This window comes from Salinivibrio sp. YCSC6, assembly GCF_004916735.1.
In the GTDB taxonomy this organism is placed as follows: Bacteria; Pseudomonadota; Gammaproteobacteria; order Enterobacterales; family Vibrionaceae; genus Salinivibrio; species Salinivibrio proteolyticus.
The window spans coordinates 2,162,447-2,187,561 of sequence record NZ_CP039516.1 but is presented as its reverse complement, the minus strand read 5'-3'; the positions used below and the strand labels follow the sequence as shown (position 1 = coordinate 2,187,561).

21 protein-coding genes, 2 tRNA genes and 2 rRNA genes are annotated in these 25,115 nt (G+C 50.3%); 14 read left to right on the top strand and 11 right to left on the bottom strand.

The window, feature by feature from the left end:
- Nucleotides 1-125: 125 nt before the first annotated feature.
- The 4 genes from E8E00_RS10085 (at nucleotide 126) to E8E00_RS10070 (ending at nucleotide 3,651) form a co-directional block, all read left to right on the top strand.
- Nucleotides 126-3,013: ribosomal RNA gene (locus tag E8E00_RS10085) — 23S ribosomal RNA — on the top strand.
- A gap of 115 nt (nucleotides 3,014-3,128) precedes the next feature.
- A 5S ribosomal RNA gene (gene rrf, locus E8E00_RS10080) occupies nucleotides 3,129-3,244 on the top strand.
- A 245-nt stretch (nucleotides 3,245-3,489) separates the two neighbouring features.
- Nucleotides 3,490-3,566 (top strand) — tRNA-Asp (locus tag E8E00_RS10075).
- Nucleotides 3,567-3,574: 8 nt separating this feature from the next.
- Nucleotides 3,575-3,651, top strand: a tRNA-Trp gene (locus E8E00_RS10070).
- 122 nt (nucleotides 3,652-3,773) lie between these two features.
- Here the strand turns inward: E8E00_RS10070 and E8E00_RS10065 are convergent.
- Complete coding sequence (locus tag E8E00_RS10065; RefSeq protein WP_069587470.1) at nucleotides 3,774-4,169, bottom strand: gamma-glutamylcyclotransferase; 396 nt, start codon at nucleotides 4,167-4,169, stop codon at nucleotides 3,774-3,776.
- Between the two features lie 186 nt (nucleotides 4,170-4,355).
- On the opposite strand from E8E00_RS10065, the gene E8E00_RS10060 reads away from it, so the two are divergent.
- The gene (locus E8E00_RS10060) at nucleotides 4,356-5,198 is read left to right on the top strand and encodes an endonuclease/exonuclease/phosphatase family protein (protein WP_096631098.1); all 843 of its coding nucleotides are present in this window, start codon (nucleotides 4,356-4,358) and stop codon (nucleotides 5,196-5,198) included.
- Here E8E00_RS10060 and E8E00_RS10055 read toward each other — a convergent pair.
- The 3 genes from E8E00_RS10055 to gloB all read right to left on the bottom strand — a co-directional run bounded on the left by E8E00_RS10055 (nucleotide 5,191) and on the right by gloB (nucleotide 8,280).
- Complete coding sequence (locus E8E00_RS10055) at nucleotides 5,191-5,880, bottom strand: YIP1 family protein (RefSeq protein WP_077455554.1); 690 nt, start codon at nucleotides 5,878-5,880, stop codon at nucleotides 5,191-5,193. The two genes, E8E00_RS10060 and E8E00_RS10055, sit on opposite strands and share 8 nt — an antisense overlap.
- The gene (locus E8E00_RS10050; protein WP_096631100.1) at nucleotides 5,877-7,451 is read right to left on the bottom strand and encodes a LysM peptidoglycan-binding domain-containing protein; all 1,575 of its coding nucleotides are present in this window, start codon (nucleotides 7,449-7,451) and stop codon (nucleotides 5,877-5,879) included. Before E8E00_RS10050 ends, E8E00_RS10055 begins: the two co-directional genes overlap by 4 nt.
- 70 nt (nucleotides 7,452-7,521) lie before the next feature.
- A complete protein-coding gene (gloB, locus tag E8E00_RS10045) occupies nucleotides 7,522-8,280 on the bottom strand; it encodes a hydroxyacylglutathione hydrolase (protein WP_069587468.1) in 759 nt (252 codons plus the stop codon).
- 32 nt (nucleotides 8,281-8,312) lie between these two features.
- Here gloB and E8E00_RS10040 point away from each other — a divergent pair, with 32 nt between their 5' ends.
- Complete coding sequence (locus E8E00_RS10040) at nucleotides 8,313-9,038, top strand: methyltransferase domain-containing protein (protein ID WP_069587467.1); 726 nt, start codon at nucleotides 8,313-8,315, stop codon at nucleotides 9,036-9,038.
- Nucleotides 9,039-9,046: 8 nt separating this feature from the next.
- On the opposite strand, the gene rnhA is transcribed toward E8E00_RS10040, so the two are convergent.
- Entirely contained in the window at nucleotides 9,047-9,511 is a 465-nt protein-coding gene (gene rnhA, locus E8E00_RS10035) for a ribonuclease HI (RefSeq protein WP_069587466.1), read from the bottom strand.
- A 51-nt stretch (nucleotides 9,512-9,562) separates the two neighbouring features.
- Here rnhA and dnaQ point away from each other — a divergent pair, with 51 nt between their 5' ends.
- Both dnaQ and E8E00_RS10025 read left to right on the top strand, forming a co-directional pair.
- Nucleotides 9,563-10,285, top strand: coding sequence for a DNA polymerase III subunit epsilon (dnaQ, locus tag E8E00_RS10030; protein WP_096631103.1), 723 nt, complete (start codon nucleotides 9,563-9,565; stop codon nucleotides 10,283-10,285).
- Between the two features lie 8 nt (nucleotides 10,286-10,293).
- Nucleotides 10,294-11,598 carry a TIGR03503 family protein gene (locus tag E8E00_RS10025; RefSeq protein ID WP_077640482.1) on the top strand — a complete coding sequence of 435 codons (1,305 nt, stop codon included), beginning with the start codon at nucleotides 10,294-10,296 and terminating at the stop codon, nucleotides 11,596-11,598.
- 79 nt (nucleotides 11,599-11,677) lie between these two features.
- Here the strand turns inward: E8E00_RS10025 and fadE are convergent, their stop codons facing one another.
- Nucleotides 11,678-14,122, bottom strand: coding sequence for an acyl-CoA dehydrogenase FadE (fadE, locus tag E8E00_RS10020; RefSeq protein WP_077640483.1), 2,445 nt, complete (start codon nucleotides 14,120-14,122; stop codon nucleotides 11,678-11,680).
- Nucleotides 14,123-14,437: 315 nt separating this feature from the next.
- Here fadE and lpcA point away from each other — a divergent pair, with 315 nt between their 5' ends.
- Nucleotides 14,438-15,016, top strand: coding sequence for a D-sedoheptulose 7-phosphate isomerase (gene lpcA / locus E8E00_RS10015; RefSeq protein WP_069587462.1), 579 nt, complete (start codon nucleotides 14,438-14,440; stop codon nucleotides 15,014-15,016).
- A 21-nt stretch (nucleotides 15,017-15,037) separates the two neighbouring features.
- A complete protein-coding gene (locus E8E00_RS10010; protein WP_069587461.1) occupies nucleotides 15,038-15,832 on the top strand; it encodes a class II glutamine amidotransferase in 795 nt (264 codons plus the stop codon).
- A 63-nt stretch (nucleotides 15,833-15,895) separates the two neighbouring features.
- Here E8E00_RS10010 and purN read toward each other — a convergent pair whose 3' ends face one another.
- Together purN and purM are read right to left on the bottom strand one after the other, a co-directional pair.
- Nucleotides 15,896-16,549 carry a phosphoribosylglycinamide formyltransferase gene (purN, locus tag E8E00_RS10005; protein ID WP_096631105.1) on the bottom strand — a complete coding sequence of 218 codons (654 nt, stop codon included), beginning with the start codon at nucleotides 16,547-16,549 and terminating at the stop codon, nucleotides 15,896-15,898.
- Nucleotides 16,549-17,589 (bottom strand): phosphoribosylformylglycinamidine cyclo-ligase, encoded by a 1,041-nt coding sequence (purM, locus tag E8E00_RS10000; protein ID WP_096631107.1) that lies wholly within the window; start codon nucleotides 17,587-17,589, stop codon nucleotides 16,549-16,551. The genes purN and purM overlap by 1 nt, the downstream gene beginning before the upstream one ends.
- A 184-nt stretch (nucleotides 17,590-17,773) precedes the next feature.
- Between purM and upp the strand changes: the two genes are divergently transcribed.
- The gene (gene upp / locus E8E00_RS09995; protein ID WP_096631109.1) at nucleotides 17,774-18,400 is read left to right on the top strand and encodes a uracil phosphoribosyltransferase; all 627 of its coding nucleotides are present in this window, start codon (nucleotides 17,774-17,776) and stop codon (nucleotides 18,398-18,400) included.
- Nucleotides 18,401-18,486: 86 nt separating this feature from the next.
- Here the strand turns inward: upp and dxs are convergent, their stop codons facing one another.
- From dxs to xseB, 3 genes are read right to left on the bottom strand one after another with little or no spacing between them, the layout of a single operon-like run.
- Nucleotides 18,487-20,367, bottom strand: coding sequence for a 1-deoxy-D-xylulose-5-phosphate synthase (dxs, locus tag E8E00_RS09990; RefSeq protein ID WP_096631112.1), 1,881 nt, complete (start codon nucleotides 20,365-20,367; stop codon nucleotides 18,487-18,489).
- A 27-nt stretch (nucleotides 20,368-20,394) separates the two neighbouring features.
- The gene (gene ispA / locus E8E00_RS09985; protein WP_069587456.1) at nucleotides 20,395-21,294 is read right to left on the bottom strand and encodes a (2E,6E)-farnesyl diphosphate synthase; all 900 of its coding nucleotides are present in this window, start codon (nucleotides 21,292-21,294) and stop codon (nucleotides 20,395-20,397) included.
- Complete coding sequence (gene xseB / locus E8E00_RS09980; protein WP_069587455.1) at nucleotides 21,287-21,532, bottom strand: exodeoxyribonuclease VII small subunit; 246 nt, start codon at nucleotides 21,530-21,532, stop codon at nucleotides 21,287-21,289. Before xseB ends, ispA begins: the two co-directional genes overlap by 8 nt.
- Before the next feature lie 222 nt (nucleotides 21,533-21,754).
- On the opposite strand from xseB, the gene pomA reads away from it, so the two are divergent.
- The 3 genes from pomA to thiI all read left to right on the top strand — a co-directional run bounded on the left by pomA (nucleotide 21,755) and on the right by thiI (nucleotide 25,091).
- A complete protein-coding gene (pomA, locus tag E8E00_RS09975) occupies nucleotides 21,755-22,516 on the top strand; it encodes a flagellar motor protein PomA (RefSeq protein ID WP_096631114.1) in 762 nt (253 codons plus the stop codon).
- Nucleotides 22,517-22,559: 43 nt separating this feature from the next.
- The gene (locus E8E00_RS09970; RefSeq protein WP_096631116.1) at nucleotides 22,560-23,495 is read left to right on the top strand and encodes a flagellar motor protein MotB; all 936 of its coding nucleotides are present in this window, start codon (nucleotides 22,560-22,562) and stop codon (nucleotides 23,493-23,495) included.
- Between the two features lie 147 nt (nucleotides 23,496-23,642).
- The gene (thiI, locus tag E8E00_RS09965) at nucleotides 23,643-25,091 is read left to right on the top strand and encodes a tRNA uracil 4-sulfurtransferase ThiI (RefSeq protein WP_069587452.1); all 1,449 of its coding nucleotides are present in this window, start codon (nucleotides 23,643-23,645) and stop codon (nucleotides 25,089-25,091) included.
- Nucleotides 25,092-25,115: the final 24 nt, after the last annotated feature.

The window sequence follows — 25,115 nt, the reverse complement described above, 5'->3', positions numbered from 1 at the left end:
GTCTCTATTTTGAGTCCGGCAAAAACAAAATCTTAATTAGTTGATGATTCAACACTCAGTGGTTTTGCGACGCAGATTTCTTTTTTAGACAATCTCGCCGTAAATAAAACCTCTTGGGGTTGTATGGTTAAGTGACTAAGCGTAGACGGTGGATGCCTTGGCAGTCAGAGGCGATGAAGGACGTATTAACTTGCGATAAGCCCAGATAAGGCAGTAAAAGCCATTTGAGTCTGGGATTTCCGAATGGGGAAACCCACCTGCATAAGCAGGTATCTTAGCGTGAATACATAGCGCTAAGAGGCGAACTCGGGGAACTGAAACATCTAAGTACCCGAAGGAAAAGAAATCAATTGAGATTCCGGCAGTAGCGGCGAGCGAACCCGGAGCAGCCCTTAAGCGGCTTAGGCGTTAGGTGAACAGGTTGGAAAACCTGGCAATAAAGGGTGATAGCCCCGTAACCGACAGCGCCTTAGTCGTGAAATCGAGTAGGACGGGACACGTGATATCTTGTCTGAACATGGGGGGACCATCCTCCAAGGCTAAATACTCCTGACTGACCGATAGTGAACCAGTACCGTGAGGGAAAGGCGAAAAGAACCCCTGTGAGGGGAGTGAAATAGAACCTGAAACCGTCTACGTACAAGCAGTGGGAGCCTCCTTTGTGGGGTGACCGCGTACCTTTTGTATAATGGGTCAGCGACTTAATGTTAGTAGCAAGGTTAACCGCATAGGGGAGCCGTAGGGAAACCGAGTCTTAACTGGGCGTGTAGTTGCTAGCATTAGACCCGAAACCGAGTGATCTAGCCATGGGCAGGTTGAAGGTTGAGTAACATCAACTGGAGGACCGAACTCACTAACGTTGAAAAGTTAGGAGATGACCTGTGGCTAGGGGTGAAAGGCCAATCAAACTCGGAGATAGCTGGTTCTCCCCGAAAGCTATTTAGGTAGCGCCTCGGACGAATACTACTGGGGGTAGAGCACTGTTAAGGCTAGGGGGTCATCCCGACTTACCAACCCTTTGCAAACTCCGAATACCAGTAAGTACTATCCGGGAGACACACGGCGGGTGCTAACGTCCGTCGTGGAGAGGGAAACAACCCAGACCGCCAGCTAAGGTCCCAAAGTTATCGCTAAGTGGGAAACGATGTGGGAAGGCTCAGACAGCCAGGATGTTGGCTTAGAAGCAGCCATCATTTAAAGAAAGCGTAATAGCTCACTGGTCGAGTCGGCCTGCGCGGAAGATGTAACGGGGCTAAGCGATACACCGAAGCTGCGGCAATGTCCTTATGGATATTGGGTAGGGGAGCGTTGTGTAAGCTGTTGAAGGTGTGCTGAGAGGCATGCTGGAGGTATCACAAGTGCGAATGCTGACATGAGTAACGATAAAGGGGGTGAAAAACCTCCTCGCCGGAAGACCAAGGGTTCCTGTCCAACGTTAATCGGGGCAGGGTAAGTCGGCCCCTAAGGCGAGGCCGAAAGGCGTAGTCGATGGGAAACGGGTTAATATTCCCGTACTGCTGCTTACTGCGATGGGGGGACGGAGAAGGCTAGGTGGGCCTGGCGATGGTAGTCCAGGTTCAAGTGCGTAGGCTGATTTCTTAGGCAAATCCGGGAAATCAAGGCCGAGACACGATGTCGAGCCACCAAGGTGGTGAAGTCATTGATGCCATGCTTCCGGGAAAAGCCTCTAAGCTTCAGGTAAGTAGCAACCGTACTCCAAACCGACACAGGTGGTCGGGTAGAGAATACCAAGGCGCTTGAGAGAACTCGGGTGAAGGAACTAGGCAAAATGGTACCGTAACTTCGGGAGAAGGTACGCTGCCCGCGGTGAAGTCCCTTGCGGATGGAGCTATGGGCAGTCGCAGATACCAGGTGGCTGCAACTGTTTATTAAAAACACAGCACTGTGCAAAATCGAAAGATGACGTATACGGTGTGACGCCTGCCCGGTGCCGGAAGGTTAATTGATGTGGTTATCGCAAGAGAAGCCATTGATCGAAGCCCCGGTAAACGGCGGCCGTAACTATAACGGTCCTAAGGTAGCGAAATTCCTTGTCGGGTAAGTTCCGACCTGCACGAATGGCGTAATGATGGCCACGCTGTCTCCACCCGAGACTCAGTGAAATTGAAATCGCAGTGAAGATGCTGTGTACCCGCGGCTAGACGGAAAGACCCCGTGAACCTTTACTACAGCTTGGCACTGAACATTGAGCCTACATGTGTAGGATAGGTGGGAGGCTTTGAAGCGGCGACGCCAGTTGCTGTGGAGCCATCCTTGAAATACCACCCTTGTATGTTTGATGTTCTAACTTAGCCCCGTTATCCGGGGTGAGGACAGTGCCTGGTGGGTAGTTTGACTGGGGCGGTCTCCTCCCAAAGCGTAACGGAGGAGCACGAAGGTGGGCTAATCACGGTCGGACATCGTGAGGTTAGTGCAATGGCATAAGCCCGCTTAACTGCGAGAGTGACGGCTCGAGCAGGTACGAAAGTAGGTCATAGTGATCCGGTGGTTCTGAATGGAAGGGCCATCGCTCAACGGATAAAAGGTACTCCGGGGATAACAGGCTGATACCGCCCAAGAGTTCATATCGACGGCGGTGTTTGGCACCTCGATGTCGGCTCATCACATCCTGGGGCTGAAGTCGGTCCCAAGGGTATGGCTGTTCGCCATTTAAAGTGGTACGCGAGCTGGGTTTAGAACGTCGTGAGACAGTTCGGTCCCTATCTGCCGTGGGCGTTGGATGATTGAGGGGAGCTGCTCCTAGTACGAGAGGACCGGAGTGGACGAACCGCTGGTGTTCGGGTTGTGTCGCCAGACGCATTGCCCGGTAGCTAAGTTCGGCACAGATAAGCGCTGAAAGCATCTAAGCGCGAAGCTGGCCCCGAGATGAGTCATCCCTAGAGCTTCGAGCTCTCTAAAGGGTTGTCGTAGACGACGACGTTGATAGGCAGGGTGTGTAAGCGCTGTGAGGCGTTGAGCTAACCTGTACTAATTGCCCGTGAGGCTTAACCATACAACACCCAAGAGGTTTTGGGTTGGACTTAAAATAAGCCAGTTGATTGTGGCGAGAACGAACAGCTTTCTAGATTAAGTGTTTTGACTGAAAAGTGAAGACACACAAAATTTTGCTTGGCGACCATAGCGCTTTGGACCCACCTGACTCCATGCCGAACTCAGTAGTGAAACGAAGCAGCGCCGATGGTAGTGTGGGGTCTCCCCATGTGAGAGTAGGACATCGCCAGGCTTACTTTCTTGTTTTCAGATTTTTGGAAAAATCTGAAGGCAAAAACGGCTCATCTTATTGATAGCTCGATGCTGTTGATATCTGCGATGCTCATGTATTGGCATACACTGCGCGTCTCGATTCAACATCCTCATCGCATCAAATAAGATAACCTAATTAAAGCAGCTACATGTAGGACTTTAATTAGACACAATTTAAGCATCAAAGCAGATATGCGTAAGACTTTGATGAGAAAGAATTGGTGCGGAGTGGTAGTTCAGTTGGTTAGAATACCGGCCTGTCACGCCGGGGGTCGCGGGTTCGAGTCCCGTCCACTCCGCCACTACTTATAGGGGTGTAGCTCCAATTGGCAGAGCAGCGGATTCCAAATCCGCGTGTTGGGGGTTCGAATCCCTCCACCCCTGCCATCTAAAAAGCATCGACATTTGTCGGTGCTTTTTTTTGATCTCAATATTACCGGTCGAACCCATCTATCTCTGCTACTCAAAAAGCACTGACGCTTGTCGGTGCTTTTGACTGTCTGACAGCGCTAATAGTTTTTGGCGACAAACTGGCTTGGGCCTGCTTCTTCTGGCTGATGACTAAAGCAGAGCTCATAAGTGAAGGCGGTCGTGGTCTGTACCATATCCATATTTGGTTGATAACGAATTTCTACAATAACGCGTTGATAGCCTGCCCCTTCGAATTCATCTAATTGGGGGATGGTCGCCGTGAGGTCTTTTGCTTTTAACAACCAACCGTGCACGATATCGTCGGGATTGTCACTGAGTTCAATCCCTGGATAGCCTTTTGCCGATCCCCATCCACGATCCGTGCGTACTGCTTGCAATGTAGCGGGATACCAGTCTCCTTGAACATCGGCAAGTAAATAATGATTCCGTTCCCCCGGACACAGGGTGCCATACACAAATAGGTTATTGAGCATGTGGCGTCGCTCCTTGAATGTATATTGTTATTATTGCTCTCACATCCTATCTCTGGGGCTCGATTATCGGCAAGTCATAAAGTGAGATCTTTGCTTGTATTTTAACCGCAAGACGCGCAAAATCGGCGCCCGAACTGATGGCAGGTTATACTCACAGTGGCTGAGTAATCAAAAGTGGTAGACGTGATGAAACGGCGAATTGGTAAAGCGATGGCGTGGGGCACAGCGATTCTAGTGCCGGCCGCTGTGGTGGGTGTAAATGGCTATTTTACCGTGCCAGATAGTACCCAGTTGCATACCGTCTCAGGTATTCACCGGCAATGTGTTGATTATATTCATGCTTCTCCATTGGATGAAGACGGGCATTTTTCATTACTGGTGTGGAATATTTATAAACAGCAACGTCCTCATTGGGAGACGGCGCTGAGTCAATACCGTGACCCTCACCGGTTAATGTTATTGCAAGAAGCCAGTTTTGGTCCTCAGCTTGCTCGCTGGATAAACCAAGCCTCACTTCACTACGATCAGGCTTATGCGTTTGCTATGCAAGATGCTGTGGCTGGGGTGATGAATTTGTCTCAGGTTAATCCGATGCATAGCTGTGCATATACTGCCGTTGAACCTTATCTAAGGCTGCCGAAAAGTGCTTTGTACAGCGAATATCAACTGTCTAATGGTCAGCGACTGGCAGTGGTCAATATTCATAGCATTAACTTTACGTACGCCATGTCAGCGTATAAGAAACAGCTGGCGGCGTTAGAAAAAGTGCTCGCGCAGGTTGAAGGGCCGATTATTCTCGCTGGAGACTTCAATACTTGGTCTCAGCGTCGTTTAGAGGCGGTAAGGGCAATGGTCTCTAGATTATCGCTTCAGGAAATGGCGTTTAGCCCTGATGAGCGGATCACGAAATTTGGCTTGCCGTTGGATCATGTTTTTTATCGAGGGTTAGTGGTGGAAGGCGCAAAAGCGTTGGATAACGGCGCCTCCGATCATACTCCGATGGAGGCGCAGTTGAGGGTGATTAGCTAACGGCAATCATCAGGGCCCATCCTCCAAAGACGGCAAACCAAGGCAGGGTGGCAACCACAATCGCTTTACCTTGTTCAAGTGGCGTCCAGAGGGCCAAGACGGTAATACTGAGCACCCAATACCAAGGAAGAAGAATGGGTAGACTCGCCGCCCAAGCACTCCACTCTGACGTCAACGGCAGTTTTAACAGTCCGTTCAGGCTGTTGAGATCTGCGTGGGCAGGTAGAATGAAACTCGGTGACAACATCATATTGGTATAGCTGGCCAGATCACCCACGATGGCGGGCAGTAGGATAAAGCTGGTTGCCGCAAGCCAATGTCGGTAGCCAAAAGTTGGTGCTTCTTGTTTAGTGGCAAGACGGAACCAAAGTGCCAGCGCGAAGATGACCGCCGCGCGTCCAAACCAGTCTCCTAGCACCTCTGACGCCAATAGGGTCTCACGTTCCAACCATTGCTGGGCATCGCCTTCGGACATAGAGAGTGTTTGAATTAACACTCGCTGAAGGGTAGCCAGATCAGTGTGGTCGAAGTAGGCGTTCCAAAACGCCATTGAGCTAAAGCACAGTAATAAGTACGCCAACCACGCCCATGCAGGACGCTGGCTCAATGCGGCAAAGCAGGCACTCGGCCGGATTACGATATCACGCAAGGCGAACAAAGGATTGGAGGACGCTACCATCATGAGCCGCTACTCCGCGAGATATCAATATGCAGGGTGAGGCGCTGGCCCGGCTGAATATAGGCGTTCTTGCGTAGCTGATTCCACTTAACCAGATCAGACACGGACACATTGTAACGCTGCGCAATGCTGCTTAGGGAGTCGCCTTGGCGAATCTGATAAGTGATGGTACAAACACGTTTTGCGTTATCGTTTTTATCCCAAACGACCAGCTTTTGCCCAATACTCAAGGTATCTCGAGGACTCATGCCATTCCATTTTGCCAGTTGTCGGTAGTCAACGTCATAGCGGCGAGCAATTGTCCAGAAACTATCCCCTTTACGCACTGTATGGGTACGCTTGTAACCGTCGCGCTCAGCGGCTTGTAATGCTGCAAGGCGCTGAGGGGCGCTTAAGGTGTACTGAGATTCGTCTTTCAATGAGACTGGGATCATCAGAGGCTGACCGACACGGATACGTGTGGTACTCAGTTGGTTAGCGCGCTGTAGTACCTTGACCGTCGTGTTGTAGTGGGCGGCAATTTCACTCAGGCTATCGCCCGATTGGACGTAATAACGCTCCACACGTAGCCCTTGGTTGTTATTTTTCGCCAGTTCGGTGTTGAAACGATCGACTTTATCGATGGGAAGTAACAAGTGGGTCGGGCCGGCAGGTGCGGTTGCCCAGTGGTTGTAAGCCGGATTAAGGCTTTGTAACTCTGACACGCTCAGGCCAGCATAGTTGGCTGCCAGTGCTAGGTCCATTTGGATATTGGGTTCAACCAATGCCAGTGCAGGTTTGTTCGCGATGGCGGGAACCTCAAGGCCATATTTATCTTTATGACGAATGACGTCGCCCAGTGCAATCAGCTTGGGGACGTAGCTACTGGTTTCTTTGGGTAAATCGAGGTGCCAAAAGTCGGTTGGCTTGCCCCGTTTCTCATTGTTACGAATCGCACGAGCAACGCGGCCTTCACCGGAATTGTAGGCGGCAATAGCGTGAAGCCAATTGCCATCAAACATACCGTTAAGGTATTCCAAGTAGTCCAAGGCGGCATCGGTGGCTTTTGCCACATCACGACGACCGTCATACCACCAATTTTGTTCCAGCCCGAAGCGTTCACCGGTTGCTGGTACAAACTGCCATAAGCCAGCGGCACGACCGTGAGAGTATGCAAATTGATCAAACGAGCTTTCGACGATAGGTAGCAATGCGATCTCAAGCGGCATATTGCGCGCTTCTACTTTCTCAACAATTAAGTGCAAGAAAGGAGTGGCACGTTCCGCGACGGTGGCAATATGGTTTGGATATTTCAGGTACCAATTGCGGTACTGGCGGATAGCGCTGTTATTAGGGACGGGCAGTGACAGCTGCATGCTGATTCGTTGCCACACATCCTCCTGCATTTGCGGTGAAAGTACCGTTGGTGTCGCTGGGGTCGGTTGTTTCTTGGTCGCGGAAACGGTCGGTGTTGCTTTAACCGGAGTAGCCGCGACTGGGGTCTTTTTTGTTGCGATATCCGTATTCTGAGCATCACCTGTCAGCTGACAGCCGCTCAGCAACAGGGTGCTCAAGATAACAAAACGGTACTTCATTGCATAAAACCTTCGTCCAAAATAGCCGATGATAATAGGGGCTGGCTCTATTGATGACAAGAGACTCAGCTCAAAATTCGTCCTTCCACTGCCGCAGAGCCCTGAATACTTCTAGCTCACTGTCATCAGTGGCTCGGCCACTCACCGCTTGAATCACAGTCGGTTCGCTCGTTCGTAAAAATGGGTTTATGCGCCGTTCGCGCTCAATGGTACTCGGTAGAGTCTGTTTTTGCTGCGCACGCAACCTATTTACTTCTTCTCTATACAAATGTAGCGCATCATTTTCCGGTTCAACGGTTAATGCGAAAGCGACGTTGGCCGCCGTGTATTCATGCGCACAAAAAACCTGAGTTTCGATGGGTAAGGATGCAAGCTTTTTCAATGAGTTAACGGCTTGTTCTGCGGTGCCTCCGAGTAAGCGGCCGCATCCTGCTGAAAATAGAGCATCGCCGCAGAATAGCTTACCATCGCCGACAAACGCGATATGATCCTCGGTATGGCCTTCTACGCCCACCACCAGAAAACGGTGATCAAATACATCGATCTGGTCACCGTCTTTCACTGCCATCGTAAGTCGAGGGATAGGCTTTACATCGGGACCTATCACCGCAGCACTTGGCGCAAAGCGTACTAAATCTTCAATGCCATTGGTGTGATCCCAGTGATGGTGTGTGATTAAAATGCAGGATAAGGTCAACTCATGTGCCTGAATGTAGTCGATAACTTGATGTGCTTCACCCGGATCGACCACCGCACAACGGTTATCTTCACTAATAATGAGCCATATGTAATTATCGTTAAATGCAGGTATGCTTTTGACACTGAGCATTGGGTTCTCCAGCAATAGAATGAGCCTTGACCATGAAACCAGCGCGCATCGATTATCACTATGATTACCCCTATACGTGGGACCAAGTTGCGTATGGGGATTGGACACGAGCGCAGTTACAAACGCGTTTAGATGAATGCTTGCCTAACCTGTTTGGCTACCATTTATTGAAGCTCGGCGGGCTAAGCTGCGAACTGGTCAGCCAACAGTGTAACATTCAACACCAAGTCTGTGTGGATAAACGTAATCCAATGCGCAACTTAACCGCAGACCATTATGCGCTTCCTTTCATCGAAAAATCGTTTGATGCGTGCTTACTGGCTCATCAGCTCGACTATAGCGATGACCCTCACCGGCTGCTGCGTGAGGTGGATCGCGTGATGATTGACGATGGATATCTTATTTTATCCGGCGTCAACCCGACCAGCGTGATGGGAATCAAGCGCGTATTGCGGGGACGCGGACAGCGACTGCCATGGAGTGGACGTATGTTTTCTCCACTGAGGATCCGCGATTGGCTAAGTGTGATGAATTATGAGGTGACCACTGCAACGCACTTTGGTTTGTGGCCAACGAAACAGCCCAAGGCGAGACACGCTTGGGTAGAAAGCAGCTTTGCTGAATTCACGCCCTTTGTCGGCTGCGTCTACTTTATTATCGCCCGTAAACGCAGCTATCCGTTAAAGCCCATCAAACCACGCTGGAAACTGAAAAAAGCCGTTGCGCCTTTAGGTGGGGTGGTGCCAAACGGTGGATAAAAACCTGCTTATTGCGGCTGATACCCTTCATCAACCAGAGTAGGGTGATTGGCCGCCTCTCGGGCTAATTCATCACAACGTTCGTTTTCAGGGTGGCCAGCGTGGCCTTTTACCCAATTCCACGTCACCGTATGCTTGGCGGCTGCAGCATCGAGTTGCTGCCATAAATCAGCGTTTTTCACTGGCTTTTTATCTGCAGTTTTCCACTGACGTTTTTTCCAATTATGGATCCATTGTGTGATCCCTTGGCGCACGTATTGGCTGTCTGTGGTAAGCACGACCTCGCATGACGCGGTAAGGGCGTTCAGTCCGACGATAGCCGCCATGAGCTCCATACGGTTATTCGTTGTGAGGGTATAACCGGCGCTCAAGGTTTTTTCGTGCTGTTTATAACGCATCACCACACCGTAACCACCGGGACCTGGGTTACCGAGGCATGAACCGTCTGTGAAAATTTCTACCTGCTTGGTCATCTTTGGTACTATCGGGAATTAGAATCTGCCAAGTTTGACATAAGTATTGCCATGAAAGCGAATTACGATCGCCTTGTTGTTCTTGATACCGAAACCACAGGTATGAACCGCGAAGGTGGCCCTCATTACCAGGGACACAACATTATCGAAATCGGCGCGGTTGAAATTATCAATCGTAAGCTAACCGGTCGGCACTTTCATGCCTACATTAAACCGACACGTGCGATTGATCCTGAAGCTATTGAAGTACACGGTATCACGGATGCTTTTCTCGCCGACAAACCGACATACGCCGATGTGCATCAGGCATTTGTGTCCTTTGTCGAAGGGGCGGAGTTAATTGCCCACAATGCGCCCTTTGACGTCGGCTTCATGGACTACGAGTTTAAAAATCTGGGAGTGGCGTTAAAGACGAGTGAGATCTGTTCGATTACAGATACCCTTGCCATGGCGAAGAAAATCTTCCCGGGTAAGCGCAATAACTTAGATATTTTATGTGAGCGCTATGGTATTGATAATTCTCGCCGCACGTTGCACGGGGCATTACTTGATGCCGAGATCTTAGCCGACGTTTACTTACTGATGACGGGCGGGCAAACCAGCCTGTCTTTTAACGCGGGAACCGATACGGACAATGCGAGCCCAATGGCGCCGCGTTCGGTCAAACGTCAGAAACCGCTAAAGATTATCCCCGCATCCGCCGATGAACTAAGTGCACACGAAGCGCGTTTAGATTTTATTGAGCAAAATGGTAGCTGTCTTTGGCGACAGTAGGAGAGCACATGAAAAAGCGGTGGTGGACTGCCTGTCTTTGTATCCCATTATTGGCGCAAGCCAGTGAGCAAGAAATACGTCTGCTGGAAAACCGCTTTCGGGTTGATCCTACCATTGAGCGTGCCGCGTTCGTGATTTACCGAGAAGATCCCAGTGTCCCTGTGGTCCTTGTGCGCCCCGACGGCACTAAGTACTACGCATGGCGACACCCAGATAAAGTTTCTTGGCACCAAGAATCGGACATGGATATCGTTTCTATCACTGATCCCATGCCCGGTCCGTGGCAAGCGATTGGCCGAGTTAGCCCTGATAACAAAGTAAAAGTGCTAAGCGATCTGCGTATGCAGGTTGATGATCTTCCTCCACGTTTATATCAGGGGGAAACGGTGAAGTTCACGGCGCGATTAAAACTTGGCGATGAGCCTCTCATCCTGCGCGATTTCATCGAGCGCGTTGATTTGAATGTCACCTTTACCGAGTACGTCGAAGATCCTGAATCGCTCAACCCTGATCAGCGCCCTCAGCCTCGCTCACTCGGGCATTTTAGTGACGACGGGACGGGGTTAGATGAAAAGCCCAATGATGGCATCTTCACCGTCGCACTGCCGGTGAATGTGATGCCCGGTAAATACCGAGCGCGTGTGACGTCAGGCAATGGCATTTTTTTCCGCACCTTAGAGCAAGAAGTGCTGGTGTACCCGACGCCATTGATGGCGACGTTTAAACAAAGCCAAATTGATGATGAGCCACACAAGCTGGTTATTCAGGCCGAGGAAGCCAGTATTGAGCCGGGTAGCATATCGGTGCATGCTAAATTTATCGACACGGAAGGGAAGACCACAGTTTACCAAACATCGAACGATGATAAATCCATGACGATGACACTGGACATCCCGTATGCATCCACGCCGGGCCAGTACAAATGGAGTAGTATGCTTTATGCGACGGATTTATTGTCAGGCCGACCGCTGGTTTTTAGTTTACCTGAGCAGACGTTTGCAGTGACCGATTATGAGGCGCTTGAACAAGCAGAAGCCGAGCGGTTGGCGCGAGAGCGCGAATTGCAAGCGGCAGCGGAAGAGCGGCGTCGTGAGCGAGAGAAGGAAAAGGCACGCACGACATCGTTACTGATTATCGGTGTAGGGAATCTATTGATTCTTTTGCTCGGCGCAGCGGTTTGGTTTGTGTTGAAAAAGCGCAAAGCCCGTAAGCTCGCTGAAGCGGCTCAAGAATTGGAAGCGCCGCCACCCGATGAAGGTGCGCGTGAAGAGATGGGCGATGAGTTGGACATGGATAAACCGGATAAAGAATAAAAAAGAGAAGTAAAGAATAAAAAAAGAGAAGGCAATTGCCTTCTCTTTTTGGTTTGGTTGGGCAGCTTAACGCGAATCATTAAGCTGCATCATGCATCTTTCCCACTTTGGTTGATGCAGCAGGAAGCTCTGCAGGATCGAAGTCATCAACATTGATGGTTTCTAGTCGACCCACTTCGGCGTCACGGAGTAGCTGTGCTTCTTGTTCGCTGATCACGCCCGCATCCAGACCTTTCTGTGCCACTTGGTCTAAGAACATAAATGGCAGTTTCTCGCCAATACCGTCACAAACTTTTTTGTGGATCGGCTCTGCAGTGAGAATGTCGTGAAGCGCTTTTTCGATATTCCCAATGGCGTTACCAGGCTCGAAGAATTGTCCACGGCCAATGCGATCACGTGTTGCACTTGGCGATTGCAAAATTACTGCAAGCTTACCGTCTAAGCGATCACTTGGTTTGCGGCGACCTTTACCTAATGGGAACACGAGGGCACGTACCAATCCTGCAATCATACGATTTGGGAAGTTGGCAAGGAACTCATCCAGCGCTTGCTCAGTTTGGTACATGGCATCTTGCATACCCCAATGAACCAATGGCAGATCGTCTTTCTGATAGCCCTCATCGGCGTAACGTTTCATGGTTGCAGAGGCAAGATAAAGCTGACTAAGCACATCACCCAGACGCGCAGACAGACGCTCTTTACGCTTCAAATTACCCCCGAGAACCGCCATTGAAACGTCAGCCAGCAGCGCTAATGCCGCACTGTAGCGGTTCATTTGCTGGTAATAACGTCGTGTTTCATCTTTACGTGGTGTTTTCGAGAAGCGTCCATCGGTCAGGCCCAGCCACAATGTGCGAGCAAGGTTACTCATCACAAAGCCAACGTGACCAAACAGTGCGCGATCAAAGGCACTTAACGCACGTTGCGAATCGGTGTCTTCGCTGGCACGAATTTCATCCAGTACGAACGGATGGCAGCGGATCGCCCCCTGACCGAAGATGATCATCGAACGCGTCAAAATGTTCGCGCCTTCAACGGTTATGGCGATGGGAGAGCCTTGATAGTTGCGTCCCAAGAAGTTTTTAGGACCAAGGCAGATACCTTTACCGCCCACAACATCCATCGCATCAATCACACCTTGTTGACTACGATGCGTACAGTGATATTTGACGATGGCGGAGATCACCGACGGTTTTTCTCCCAAGTCAATCCCAGTCACGGTCAGGGCACTGGCGGCGTCCATTACGTAAGCATTGCCTGCGATACGTGCTAGAGGCTCTTCAATACCTTCCATTTTACCGATCGGCAATTTGAACTGACGACGAATACGCGCATAAGCACCGGTTGCCAATGCTGCTGACTTCAAGCCGCCGGTGGTGTTCGATGGTAGGGTGATACCACGACCAATCGACAGGCACTCCATTAGCATACGCCAACCTTGGCCCGCCATTTTCTGGCCGCCAATAATAAAGTCCATTGGAACGAAGACGTCATTACCCTGTGTCGGACCATTTTGGAATGGAACGTTGAGAGGGAAGTGACGACGGCCGATATCGACACCTTCTAAATCGGTCGGGATCAGTGCACAGGTAATACCAAGTTCATCTTGATCGCCAAGTAGATGGTCAGGATCGCGAAGTTTAAACGCGAGACCGAGTACGGTAGCGACAGGGGCTAGGGTGATGTAGCGTTTGTTCCAGGTGATTTTCATCCCCAGCACTTCTTTGCCTTCCCACATCCCTTTTGTGACAACTCCGTAGTCAGGGATCGAGCCCGCATCGGAGCCAGCCTCTGGGCTGGTTAAGGCAAAGCATGGAATTTCTTTACCCTCGGCAAGGCGCGGTAAGTAGTGGTCTTTTTGCTCTTCGGTACCATAGTGCTGCAATAGCTCACCCGGACCGAGAGAGTTAGGGACCCCGACCGTAGATGACAGTACGCCTGACACGCCAGACAGTTTTTGTAACACCAAAGACTGGGCGTAAGCGGAGAACTCGAGGCCACCATATTGTTTTTTGATGATCATGGCGAAGAACTTGTTGTCCTTCAGGTATTGCCATACCTCAGGTGGTAAATCTGCCAGCTCGTGGGTGACTTGATAGTCATCAACCATACGGCAGACTTCATTCACAGGGCCATCCAGGAACGCCTGCTCCTCGGCACTTAAACGTGGTGCTGGGATATCATGCAATTTGTTCCAGTCAGGCGTACCACGGAAAAGATCTGCTTCCCACCATACTGTACCTGCGTCGATGGCTTCTTTTTCTGTGGCTGACATTTCTGGCATCACAGATTTAAACGCTTTAAACGCTGGTTTACTGATCCAGTTGCGACGGAATGTCGCGATATTTAGTGGCAGTGCGATTACGGCAAATATCAGCCAAGTGATCTGTCCAACACTCCCCAGTAAAGTCCCTACTACTAGTCCCGCAGCCAATACAGCTGTTGAAACCAGCAAATTGGCACGATGGTATGCGAGTACGCCTGCCACAATCAGCATGGCAGCGATAAATAACCCTGTCGCCATCACGTCATCTCCTTCGATTTAGTTAGCCTCTCCTCAATTGAGGTAAGAGGTCGTACCACTTAATGTAAGCAAAAATTTAAATATTTGTAAATTGGTACGGTGTGATGTGGCTTGCAAGGTGAGAAAATCATCAATCATTCTCCGCCAAAGTTGGAAAGATAGGTTGCCATTTGAACAAACGTGACCTAGCTCGAGACCAACACGCAAGCGGCAGTCGACAGGCACAAAACGATACGGTTACACTGACCTTAAATCCGCTCTCACCCCCGGTGCACAGAGTGAGAGCCTGGCCTTTTTCAACGATGGGAACATGCCATGTACCAAGATATTATTCGCGGTGAGCTGTCGGAAGCAGCTACCGTTTTGAATGCCTTTTTAAGTGACGACAAAAACATTCAACAAATTGAAGAAGCTGCCAAGCTATTGGCCGATAGCTTCAAAGCGGGTGGCAAGGTGCTTTCGTGTGGGAACGGTGGCTCGCACTGTGATGCCATGCATTTTGCCGAGGAGTTAACGGGCCGTTATCGTGAAAACCGTCCGGGGTATCCTGCGATTGCGATTTCTGATCCAAGCCACCTTTCTTGTGTTTCCAACGACTTTGGTTATGAGTTTGTTTTTTCACGCTATGTTGAAGCCGTCGGCATGAAAGGCGACGTCCTCTTTGGTCTGTCTACCTCAGGAAACTCAGGCAACATTCTTAACGCGATCGATGCGGCGAAAGCGAAAGGCATGAAGTCCATCATGCTGACTGGGAAAGACGGCGGCAAAATGGCTGGTCTTGCGGATATCGAAATTCGTGTCCCTCATTTTGGCTATGCGGATCGTATTCAAGAAGTCCATATTAAGATTATCCATATTCTTATCCAGCTGGTGGAAAAGGAAATGGCGGCCTAATGCTCGGAGGTAGATGAAAGAATGTGTGAACTGCTTGGCATGAGTGCCAATGTGCCGACGGATATCTGTTTTAGTTTTACTGGGCTTATTCAGCGCGGCGGAAAAACAGGGCCGCATCGAGATGGCTGGGGCATTACCTTTTACGAAGGGAAAGGGTTTCGCACCTTTAAAGATCCCGCCCCAAGCTGCCAATCTAAAGTGGCTGAGTTGGTAACCAGTTATCCGATCAAAAGCTGTGCGGTAGTCAGTCATATTCGTCAGGCTAATCGAGGTGGCGTCAGCCTTGAAAACACGCATCCTTTTACTCGCGAAATTTGGGGACGTTATTGGACGTTTGCCCATAATGGTCAGCTATCTGGGTTTGAAAGCTTAGAAACGGGCCACTTTAAGCCTGTGGGAGAAACCGACAGTGAAAAAGCCTTCTGTTGGCTGCTTAATGAGCTATACAAGCACTACCCACAGCAACCCGATAACATGTGTGAGGTGTTCGACTTTATCGCCTCGCGCTGCGATCGGTTACGTGCACTTGGAGTGTACAACATGCTGTTTAGCGATGGTGACTATGTGATGGCGTATTGCAGTAATAACTTGCACTGGATTACGCGGCGGGCCCCGTTTGGTAAAGCGAGCTTGATCGATCAGGAAATGACGGTTGATTTTCATGAGGAGACTACGCCCAATGATGTCGTCACTGTGATCGCGACCCAGCCGCTAACCAATAATGAAAACTGGCACAAAATGGCAGAAGGAGAGTACTGCGTCTTCCATTTTGGTGAAGTGTATTGCACCAATCAAGATCAGTATACAACGACCTGATTGCGGTCTTGCCAGCATAGAAAAGGCGCCATCAGGCGCCTTTTTTGATCAGGGCGAATCACACTAGGCTTTTAGGTCGTCATCGTCATCAGCGGCATAGCCAGCAGGGCCCAAAGGCGTACCGTCAAGCCAAGCTTGGCCAGCTTCCATGCGTAAGCGCTCTTCGACAAACCAGCGAACAACCAAAGGATAAATCTGGTGCTCTTGTTGTTGCACCCGTGCTGCAACGGTATTGGCGTCGTCTTCTGAAAAAATGGGGACACGTGCTTGTAAAATCACCGGGCCACCATCCAATTCTTCTGTGACAAAATGCACTGAGGTGCCATGCTCGGTATCACCCGCATCAATCGCGCGCTGGTGGGTATGTAAGCCCGTGTATTTGGGGAGCAAGGACGGATGAATATTCAGCATCCGTCCTTGGTAGTGCTCGACAAAGGCTGGGGTGAGTATACGCATAAAGCCGGCGAGAACGACCAAGTCAGGAGCGAACGCATCAATGGCGGTTGCCAACGCATGATCGTAAGCGTCGCGAGTGTCATAGCGCGAGTTTTCGAGCACGCGAGTCTCGATTCCAGCATTATCCGCGCGGGTTAGGCCGTAGGCATCTGGCTTGTTTGCAATCACGCCGACAATCTTTGCGTTTTGCGGGCACTTATCGATTAAAGCCTGAAGATTACTGCCACTTCCTGAGATCAACACCACGATGCGTTTTGTCATTACACCAACTCCACTTGCGCTTCGCCGTCAGCACTTGTTGCAATATGGCCCAACTGCCAAGCGGTTTCCCCTGACTCATTGAGCAGTGCGATCGCTTGGTCGGCATGTGCTTGCGGTAGCGCGATGACTAAGCCGACGCCACAGTTAAAGGTGCGCAGCATTTCATAGTCACTGACATTGCCTTGTGCCTGCAACCAGTTAAAGATGGCTGGCCATTGCCAGCTATTTCCATCAATAACGGCTTTTGTACCTTGAGGCAATACGCGGGGAATGTTTTCCCAGAAGCCACCACCGGTAATATGAGAAATGGCATGAGCAGGGTATTGCTCAAGTAAAGTGAGTACTGACTTTACGTAGATACGGGTCGGTGCCAGCAAGTGCTCAATCAAAGGTTTGCCTTCGAGTGGCATGGTTAAATCAGCCTCGCTGACTTCCAAGATCTTGCGGATCAGAGAGTAGCCGTTTGAGTGAGGACCGCTAGAAGCCAGACCAATCAAAGCATCGCCTTCACCGACCTTACTGCCATCAATTAATGCGGATTTTTCCGCGACCCCGACACAAAACCCAGCGACATCATAATCATCCCCTGAGTACATGCCCGGCATTTCAGCGGTTTCGCCACCGATCAGGGCACAACCGGCTTGTTGGCATCCATGAGCAATCCCTGTGACCACATCGGCCGCTGTCTCGACGTCTAATTTTCCGGTCGCGTAGTAGTCGAGGAAAAAGAGTGGTTCAGCCCCTTGAACAATCAGATCGTTCACACACATGGCGACCAAATCAATGCCGATCGTATCGTGCTTATTGGCATCAAGCGCTAAACGTAATTTGGTTCCTACCCCATCAGTGCCGGACACCAGCACGGGTTCTTTATACTTGGTCGGTAACTGACACAGGGCACCAAACCCGCCCAAGCCGCCCATTACTTCAGGACGGTGAGTTTGTTTGACGACGCCTTTGATACGGTCGACTAGGGCGTTACCCGCATCAATATCGACACCTGCATCCTTGTAGCTAAGAGATGATTGTTTACCGCTCACTGCAATTCCTCGCCGGAGTTGGAAGTCAAAAGTCGGCGCTATTCTATCAGTAGATAATTAGAAAGGAAAACGTTTGCGTCAGCTGTTTGGTGAGGAAATAGGCGAGATGTCAAGCCTTTGATCTACGCTAGCAAAACCCTTTCGTGTATACTACCGAGAATTTGTTTTTTGTAAGGAGTCTAAGATGAAGGTCGTGGAAGTCGGGCACCCGTTAGTGAAGCATAAAATTGGATTGATGCGTGAGCGGGATATTAGCACTAAGCGATTTCGTGAGCTTGCCACTGAAGTGGGTAGCCTACTGACATACGAAGCCACTTCAGACTTCGAAACAGAAAAAGTGACCATCGAAGGTTGGGACGGTCCAGTCAGCGTTGATCAAATCAAAGGCAAAAAAGTCACCGTGGTGCCTATTTTGCGTGCAGGGCTCGGTATGATGGACGGTGTGCTGGAGCATGTGCCAAGTGCCCGTATCAGTGTGGTCGGCATTTACCGTGATGAAGAAACGCTAGAGCCTGTACCGTATTTCCACAAGTTGGCGAGCAATATCGACGAGCGTATGGCGCTGGTGGTCGATCCTATGCTGGCAACGGGTGGTTCTATGATTGCCACTATCGATTTGCTCAAAGAGCAAGGCTGTCAACATATCAAAGTGTTGGTGTTAGTCTCTGCCCCAGAGGGTATTGAAGCTTTGAAAAAAGCGCATCCGGATGTCGAGCTTTATACTGCATCTATCGATGAAAAGCTGAATGACAAAGGCTATATCGTACCTGGCCTAGGTGATGCCGGCGATAAAATCTTCGGTACCAAGTAATCGTCATCATCGCCAAGATGATGGCGTAATAACGGATCAAAAAGCCCGCTTAATATCGCGGGCTTTTTTAGTCTAAATGTCCCGTCTTATAAAGACAGGCCTATTTTATCGAGGTAAGTACGCACTTGCGCTTCGATCCCCTCACCATCTAATTGCAGCTCAGCATGCAATTCTTGCTGAGTGCCTTGTGGAATAAAGCGATCGGGCAAGCCAATTTGCAATACCGGCTTAATGATACCTTGCGTCATTAAGCTTTCAATCACACCGGTTCCCGCCCCGCCAGCGGTGGCGTTTTCTTCAATAGTGACAAGGCAATCATGCGTTTTCGCCATTTCTGCCACTAAATCGGTATCCAGAGGTTTAGCAAAGCGCATATCTACCACGGTTGCATCAAGCGCTTCTGCTGCCGCGAGGGCGCCGGGCAACAGAGTACCAAAGTTAAGTAGCGCAATGCGCTTACCTTGGCGTTTTTGCACGCCTTTACCGATAGGGAGTGCATGCATATCGCGCTCAATATCAACGCCCATGCCTCCCCCGCGCGGGTAGCGCACTGCGGCCGGGCCCTGATGAATATGACCGGTATAGAGCATTTGCCGGCATTCGTTCTCATCGCTTGGCGTCATCACCACTAGATTCGGGATGCATCTTAGGTAGCTTAAATCAAATGCCCCTTGGTGCGTTTGGCCGTCGGCGCCCACGATGCCACCGCGGTCGATCGCGAACAACACCGGTAAGTTCATAATGGCGACATCATGGATCAGCTGATCGTACGCACGCTGTAAGAAGGTGGAGTAGATAGCTACCACAGGGTTGTATTCACCAATCGCCATACCTGCCGCTAGGGTGACGGCATGTTGTTCGGCAATCGCAACATCGAAGTATTTGTCAGGGTACGCCTTGGAAAATCGCACCATACCAGAGCCTTCACGCATCGCCGGGGTAATGGCGAGCAGTTTGTCATCCTGCTCGGCCATATCACACAACCAGTCACCAAAGACATTAGAAAATGTCGGGCTGGCTGGCTTTGATTTCGGCAGGGTATGCACGCTTGGATCGAATTTAGGGACGGCATGATACCCAATCGGATCTTTTTCCGCAGGCGCGTAGCCTTTGCCCTTTTTCGTCATCACGTGCAAGAACTGTGGCCCTTTCAGGTTACGCATGTTCTTTAGCGTTTTAACCAGCTCTTCCACGTCATGACCATCGATAGGGCCGATATAGTTAAAGCCGAGTTCCTCGAACATGGTCCCCGGTACTACCATCCCCTTGAGGTGCTCTTCAGCACGACGGACCAGCTCTTTAATTGGTGGCGCGCCCGACAGGACTTTTTTGCCCCCTTCTCGGATGGTGGTATACAAATTACCAGAAAGAAGCTGCGCCAGATGATTGTTGAGAGCACCAACATTCTCTGAAATCGACATTTCGTTGTCGTTGAGGATCACCAGCATGTCGGGTTTCACGTCCCCAGCATGGTTCATCGCCTCAAATGCCATCCCCGCGGTGATGGCTCCGTCTCCAATCACACTAACGACTTTGCGGTTTTTCCCTTCTTTTTCGGCACAAATGGCCATCCCCAATGCGGCGCTTATTGACGTCGAAGAGTGGCCTACCGACAACACATCGTAGGGGCTTTCTTCGCGCCACGGGAAGGGATGCAATCCGCCCTTTTTGCGAATCGTCGGCATTTTTTCGCGCCGACCCGTCAAAATTTTATGTGGGTAGGCTTGGTGACCGACATCCCAAACAAGGTGATCAAAAGGAGTGTTATAGACATAGTGGAGTGCGACAGTCAGCTCGACAGTGCCAAGTCCAGACGCAAAATGACCACTTGAGTGGCTGACCGTATTAAGTAAGTAGGTACGCAGCTCATCACACAGTTCAGGAAGGTGATCACGCGGAATGGTGCGTAACTCTTCCGGCGTATCAGCCAACGCGAGTGTAGGGTACTTTGATATATCCAGTGTCATAGTGGTTCGGCGCTTTTATTGGTAATGCTAGTTGTTGCGCTCGATGATATATCGGGCAAAAACTTCCAGTTGTTCGGTATTGTAGGGGATCGCATGCAGCGCGTGTAGTGCTTCTTGGTAAAGTTGCTGTGCTTTTTCTTGCGCGCCCTGTAAACCGAGTAGCGCAGGGTAGGTACTTTTATCCGCGCTCATGTCAGATCCCTGCGGTTTCCCCAATGTTTGGGTATCGCTTGTGATATCTAAAATGTCATCTTGCACTTGGAACGCGAGGCCAATGGCGTTGGCAAAGGTATCCAGCTCATCAAGGTGCGTCACCCCTTTCTCGCCAGCGGCAAAAGCCCCCAGTCTGACCGCGCCTCGAATTAATGCCCCCGTTTTGTTACGGTGGATTTGTTTTAACGCCTCTAACCCGACGTGTTGGCCTTCGGCGGCGAGATCGAGCGCTTGACCCAGACACATTCCACTGGCGCCACTGGCGTTTGCAAGCGTTCTGATCATATCGATACGGTAAGATTCAGCGTTTGGATTGAGCGACCCTTCGGATAACACCGTAAACGCCAAGGTTTGTAAGGCATCCCCGGCGAGAATGGCGGTCGCTTCATCAAACTCGATATGGCAAGTCGGTTGACCTCGTCGCAGGCTATCATCATCCATGGCGGGCAAATCATCGTGGATCAAGGAGTACGCGTGAATGCACTCTACCGCCACAGCGGGCGTGTCCAAATCAGTGATGGGCACGCCAAACAATTGTCCGGTAGCATAGGTCAAGAAAGGACGAACGCGCTTGCCGCCGAGCAGTAAGCCGTGGCGCATTGCTTTAATAAGCGGTAAATCTTGATGCGAGAGTGTGTCTAGCCAACGCGATAGCTGTTGGTTGCTGCGGTGTTGCGTCTCCCGCAGCGCGAGCTGTACAACGGAATCAGTCATTGTCGTCGTGAGAAAATTCAGTCAGTGGCGCGTCATCATCTTGAGAGAGCAGAATCTCAACGCGCTGTTCAGCATCTGCTAAGGTTTTTTGTCCTTGGCGCGCAAGCGCAATACCGCGCTCAAAGCGCTTCATTGCCGTATCAAGGGCGAGGTCGCCAGTCTCTAAAGCACCGACGATCGCATCCAACTCTTTGAGGGTGTCCTCAAAGGTCATATTTTCTGGTTTCTTCACAGCCATGATGCAATAAAATTAGAGAGGGAGGGGCAGACGTTAACCCAGTGCTGACAGGGGGTCAAATTCATCAGGCGATTTTTGTGCCCCAAACGCTGCTTTGCAAATCACGCATTCTGCTTGTTGGTATTTGCGGATTTGCGCTAAACCTATAGGATTGGTTGCCGATACAACCAAAGACAACAAAAACAAATAATAACGAACCGATGTAATCTAAGGGAGACTGACGTGGATATAGCGACGCTCATCGGCATTATAGGCTCGTTCGCATTCGTCATTATGGCCATGCTGTTGGGCGGCACCATGAACATGTACTTCGACGTGCCGTCCGTGCTGATTGTTATCGGGGGCAGTCTTTTCGTGGTGTTGACCAAATACACCATGGGACAGTTTTTTGCTTGCTTTAAGATTGCAGGCAAGGCGTTCATGTTTAAGTCGGACGATCCGGAAGACTTGATTGCCAAGATTATTGAAATGGCAGATGCCGCCCGTAAAGGCGGCTTTTTGGCGTTAGAAGAGATGGAAGTCAGTAACTCGTTTATGCAAAAAGGGGTCGACTTACTGGTGGATGGACACGATGCGGACGTGGTGCGAGCCACCCTGCAAAAAGACATTAGTCTGACCGAGGAGCGTCACGACCACGGGATCAGTTTTTATGCGGCGTTAGCCGATGTTGCGCCGGCAATGGGGATGATCGGGACCTTGATTGGTCTGGTGGCGATGCTCTCCAATATGGATGACCCGAAAGCCATAGGCCCTGCGATGGCCGTGGCCTTGTTGACCACCATGTACGGCGCCATGCTCGCCAACATGGTTGCAACACCGATCGCTAACAAGCTTGCGTTGCGTAAAGGGCAAGAAAAACTGAATCGGCGCTTAATTATGGATGGCTTGTTGGCCATTCAGGATGGGCAAAACCCGCGTGTTATCGACGGATTTTTGAAAAACTACCTCAACGAGAGCAAACGTGAAGTGGATGTCGATAATTAAGCACTGGCCGCTCACGCCAGTGAACCGTGGGTAAGGAGTCTAGATGGCACAACAAGAAGAAGAGGAATGCAAATGTCCACCGCCCGGCCTGCCGCCGTGGATGGGGACGTTCGCTGACCTGATGTCACTGCTGATGTGCTTTTTCGTGCTTTTGCTGTCCTTCTCTGAGATGGACGTTTTGAAGTTTAAGCAGATAGCAGGGTCGATGAAGTTTGCCTTCGGGGTACAAAATGTTCTGGAAGTTAAAGACATTCCCAAAGGTACCAGTGTGATTGCGCAAGAGTTCCGTCCGGGGCGACCAGAGCCGACCCCTATCGAAGTGATCATGCAGCAAACCATCGACATGACCCAACGAACGCTTAATTTCCAAGAAGGCGAATCGGACCGCTCGGGCGGCTCACAACGCACTGCGTCGGATATGGAGGGAGGCACCAGTGCACAGGTTGCTTCTCAACTGGAGCAGCAACAAAGCCAGCAGCAAATGGAACAGTTGCAAAAGATGATTGTGCAGGCGTTAGAGCGTGAAATCGAAGAAGGAGCCGTTGAAGTTGAAAACTTGGGTCAACAACTGGTGATCCGTATTCGGGAAAAAGGCGCATTTCCACAAAATTCGGCCTTTTTGCAACCCAAGTTCCGCCCCATGGTGCGCCAAATTGCGGAACTGGTGAAAGATGTGCCCGGTGAAATCAAAGTGTCAGGCCACACGGACAGCACACCTTTGGAATCGGAGCTGTACCGTTCCAACTGGGATTTATCCGCGCAGCGTGCGGTATCGGTGGCGCAAGAAATGGAAAAAGTGCCCGGGTTTAACCATTTGCGCATGAAAGTGGAAGGGTTGGCAGACACTCAGCCTCGCGCGCCCAATAACTCGCCCGATAACCGTGCGGCCAATCGCCGTGTAGAAATCGCTGTGATCCAAGGAAAACCCAGCTTTTCAGATGAAATATCGGCCGACAATGCGGCTCCACCTACCCCATAAGCTAGATTCTGACCGTAATGGATTGATTAAAAACGTTTATTACGGTCAGGTTTTTCACTTTTGTTTAGACGCAAAAATGCCCGGTTTCAGCTGGGACGTGGTTATTGTATAATCCGCGACCTTGTTTCCAGCTGTATCGAACCGGTTATGAAGTTTATCGTTAAAATTCACCCTGAGGTGATCGTCAAAAGTGAGTCTGTTAGAAAGCGTTTTACTAAAATCCTCGAATGCAATATTCGTAATATTTTAAAGCGTCGGACAGATAATACGGCAGTATATAACCGTAGGGATCACATTGAGGTGACGTTAAAACAACCAAACGAGCGTCAGCTTGTCCTGGATGTATTAACCAACACGCCGGGCGTGCAGACGGTGCTTGAGGTTGAGCAAACGTTATTTAACGATTTACACCACATCTATGAACTCACCCTTGAGGGTGTTCGTCATCAAATCGAAGGAAAAACCTTTTGCGTGCGTGCAAAACGCCGCGGCCAGCATGACTTTACCTCGATTGATGTAGAGCGTTACGTAGGAGGTGGGTTAAACCAAGCCGTTCCGACCGCCAGCGTACAGCTGAAAAAGCCTGACGTGACCGTGATGATGGAAGTGGACCACGATAAGCTGAACTTGGTAAAGCACCGTCATACTGGCTTGGGTGGCTTCCCTCTCGGCACGCAAGAAGATGTGCTGAGCTTGATCTCGGGAGGGTTCGACTCAGGGGTGTCGAGTTACTTGCATATTAAGCGCGGTAGCAAGGTTCATTATTGCTTCTTCAATTTAGGCGGCAAAACCCATGAAACGGGTGTGCAGCAGGTATCGCACTTCCTGTGGAACAAGTTTGGCTCGTCGGCGAAAGTGAAATTTATTTCTATCGACTTTGAGCCGGTTGTCGCCAGTATCCTCGAAAACATCGATGATGGTCAGATGGGAGTCGTGCTCAAGCGGATGTTTATGCGTGCGGCAAGCATGGTTGCCGAGCGTTTCGGTATTCAAGCTCTGGTCACCGGCGAAGCCTTAGGGCAAGTGTCGAGCCAAACTCTAACCAATTTACGCATGATTGATAACGTGACGGACACGTTAATCCTGCGTCCGCTGATCAACTGGGATAAAGAAGACATTATCCAGACAGCCCGCAAAATCGGCACTGAAGACTTCGCTAAAACCATGCCTGAATTCTGTGGTGTGATTTCGAAAAGCCCAACGATCAAAGCCGAGAAAGCCAAACTTGAGGCCGAGGAAGCGAAATTTGACTTCGCGTTACTGGAGCAAGTGGTTAACAATGCCTCGGTGATGGATATTCGCGATATCGAGAAACTCAGTCAGGAAAAGGCTCCCGAGGTTGAACTGGTTAACGAGGCCGAGCAAGGCGCGATTGTCATTGATATTCGCAGCAGTGATGAAGAAGAGGAAAAGCCACTGAACATCGACGGCACTGACGTTGTTCATATTCCTTTCTTTAAATTAGCGACCCGCTTTGGCGACCTAGACCAAAGCAAAACCTACTTGCTGTACTGTGAGCGTGGTGTGATGAGCCGTCTTCAAGCGCTGTATCTAAAAGATATGGGCTTTGAAAATGTCAAAGTTTATCGCGGCTAATCGCGAAAAAGCTCGATTTAAGCA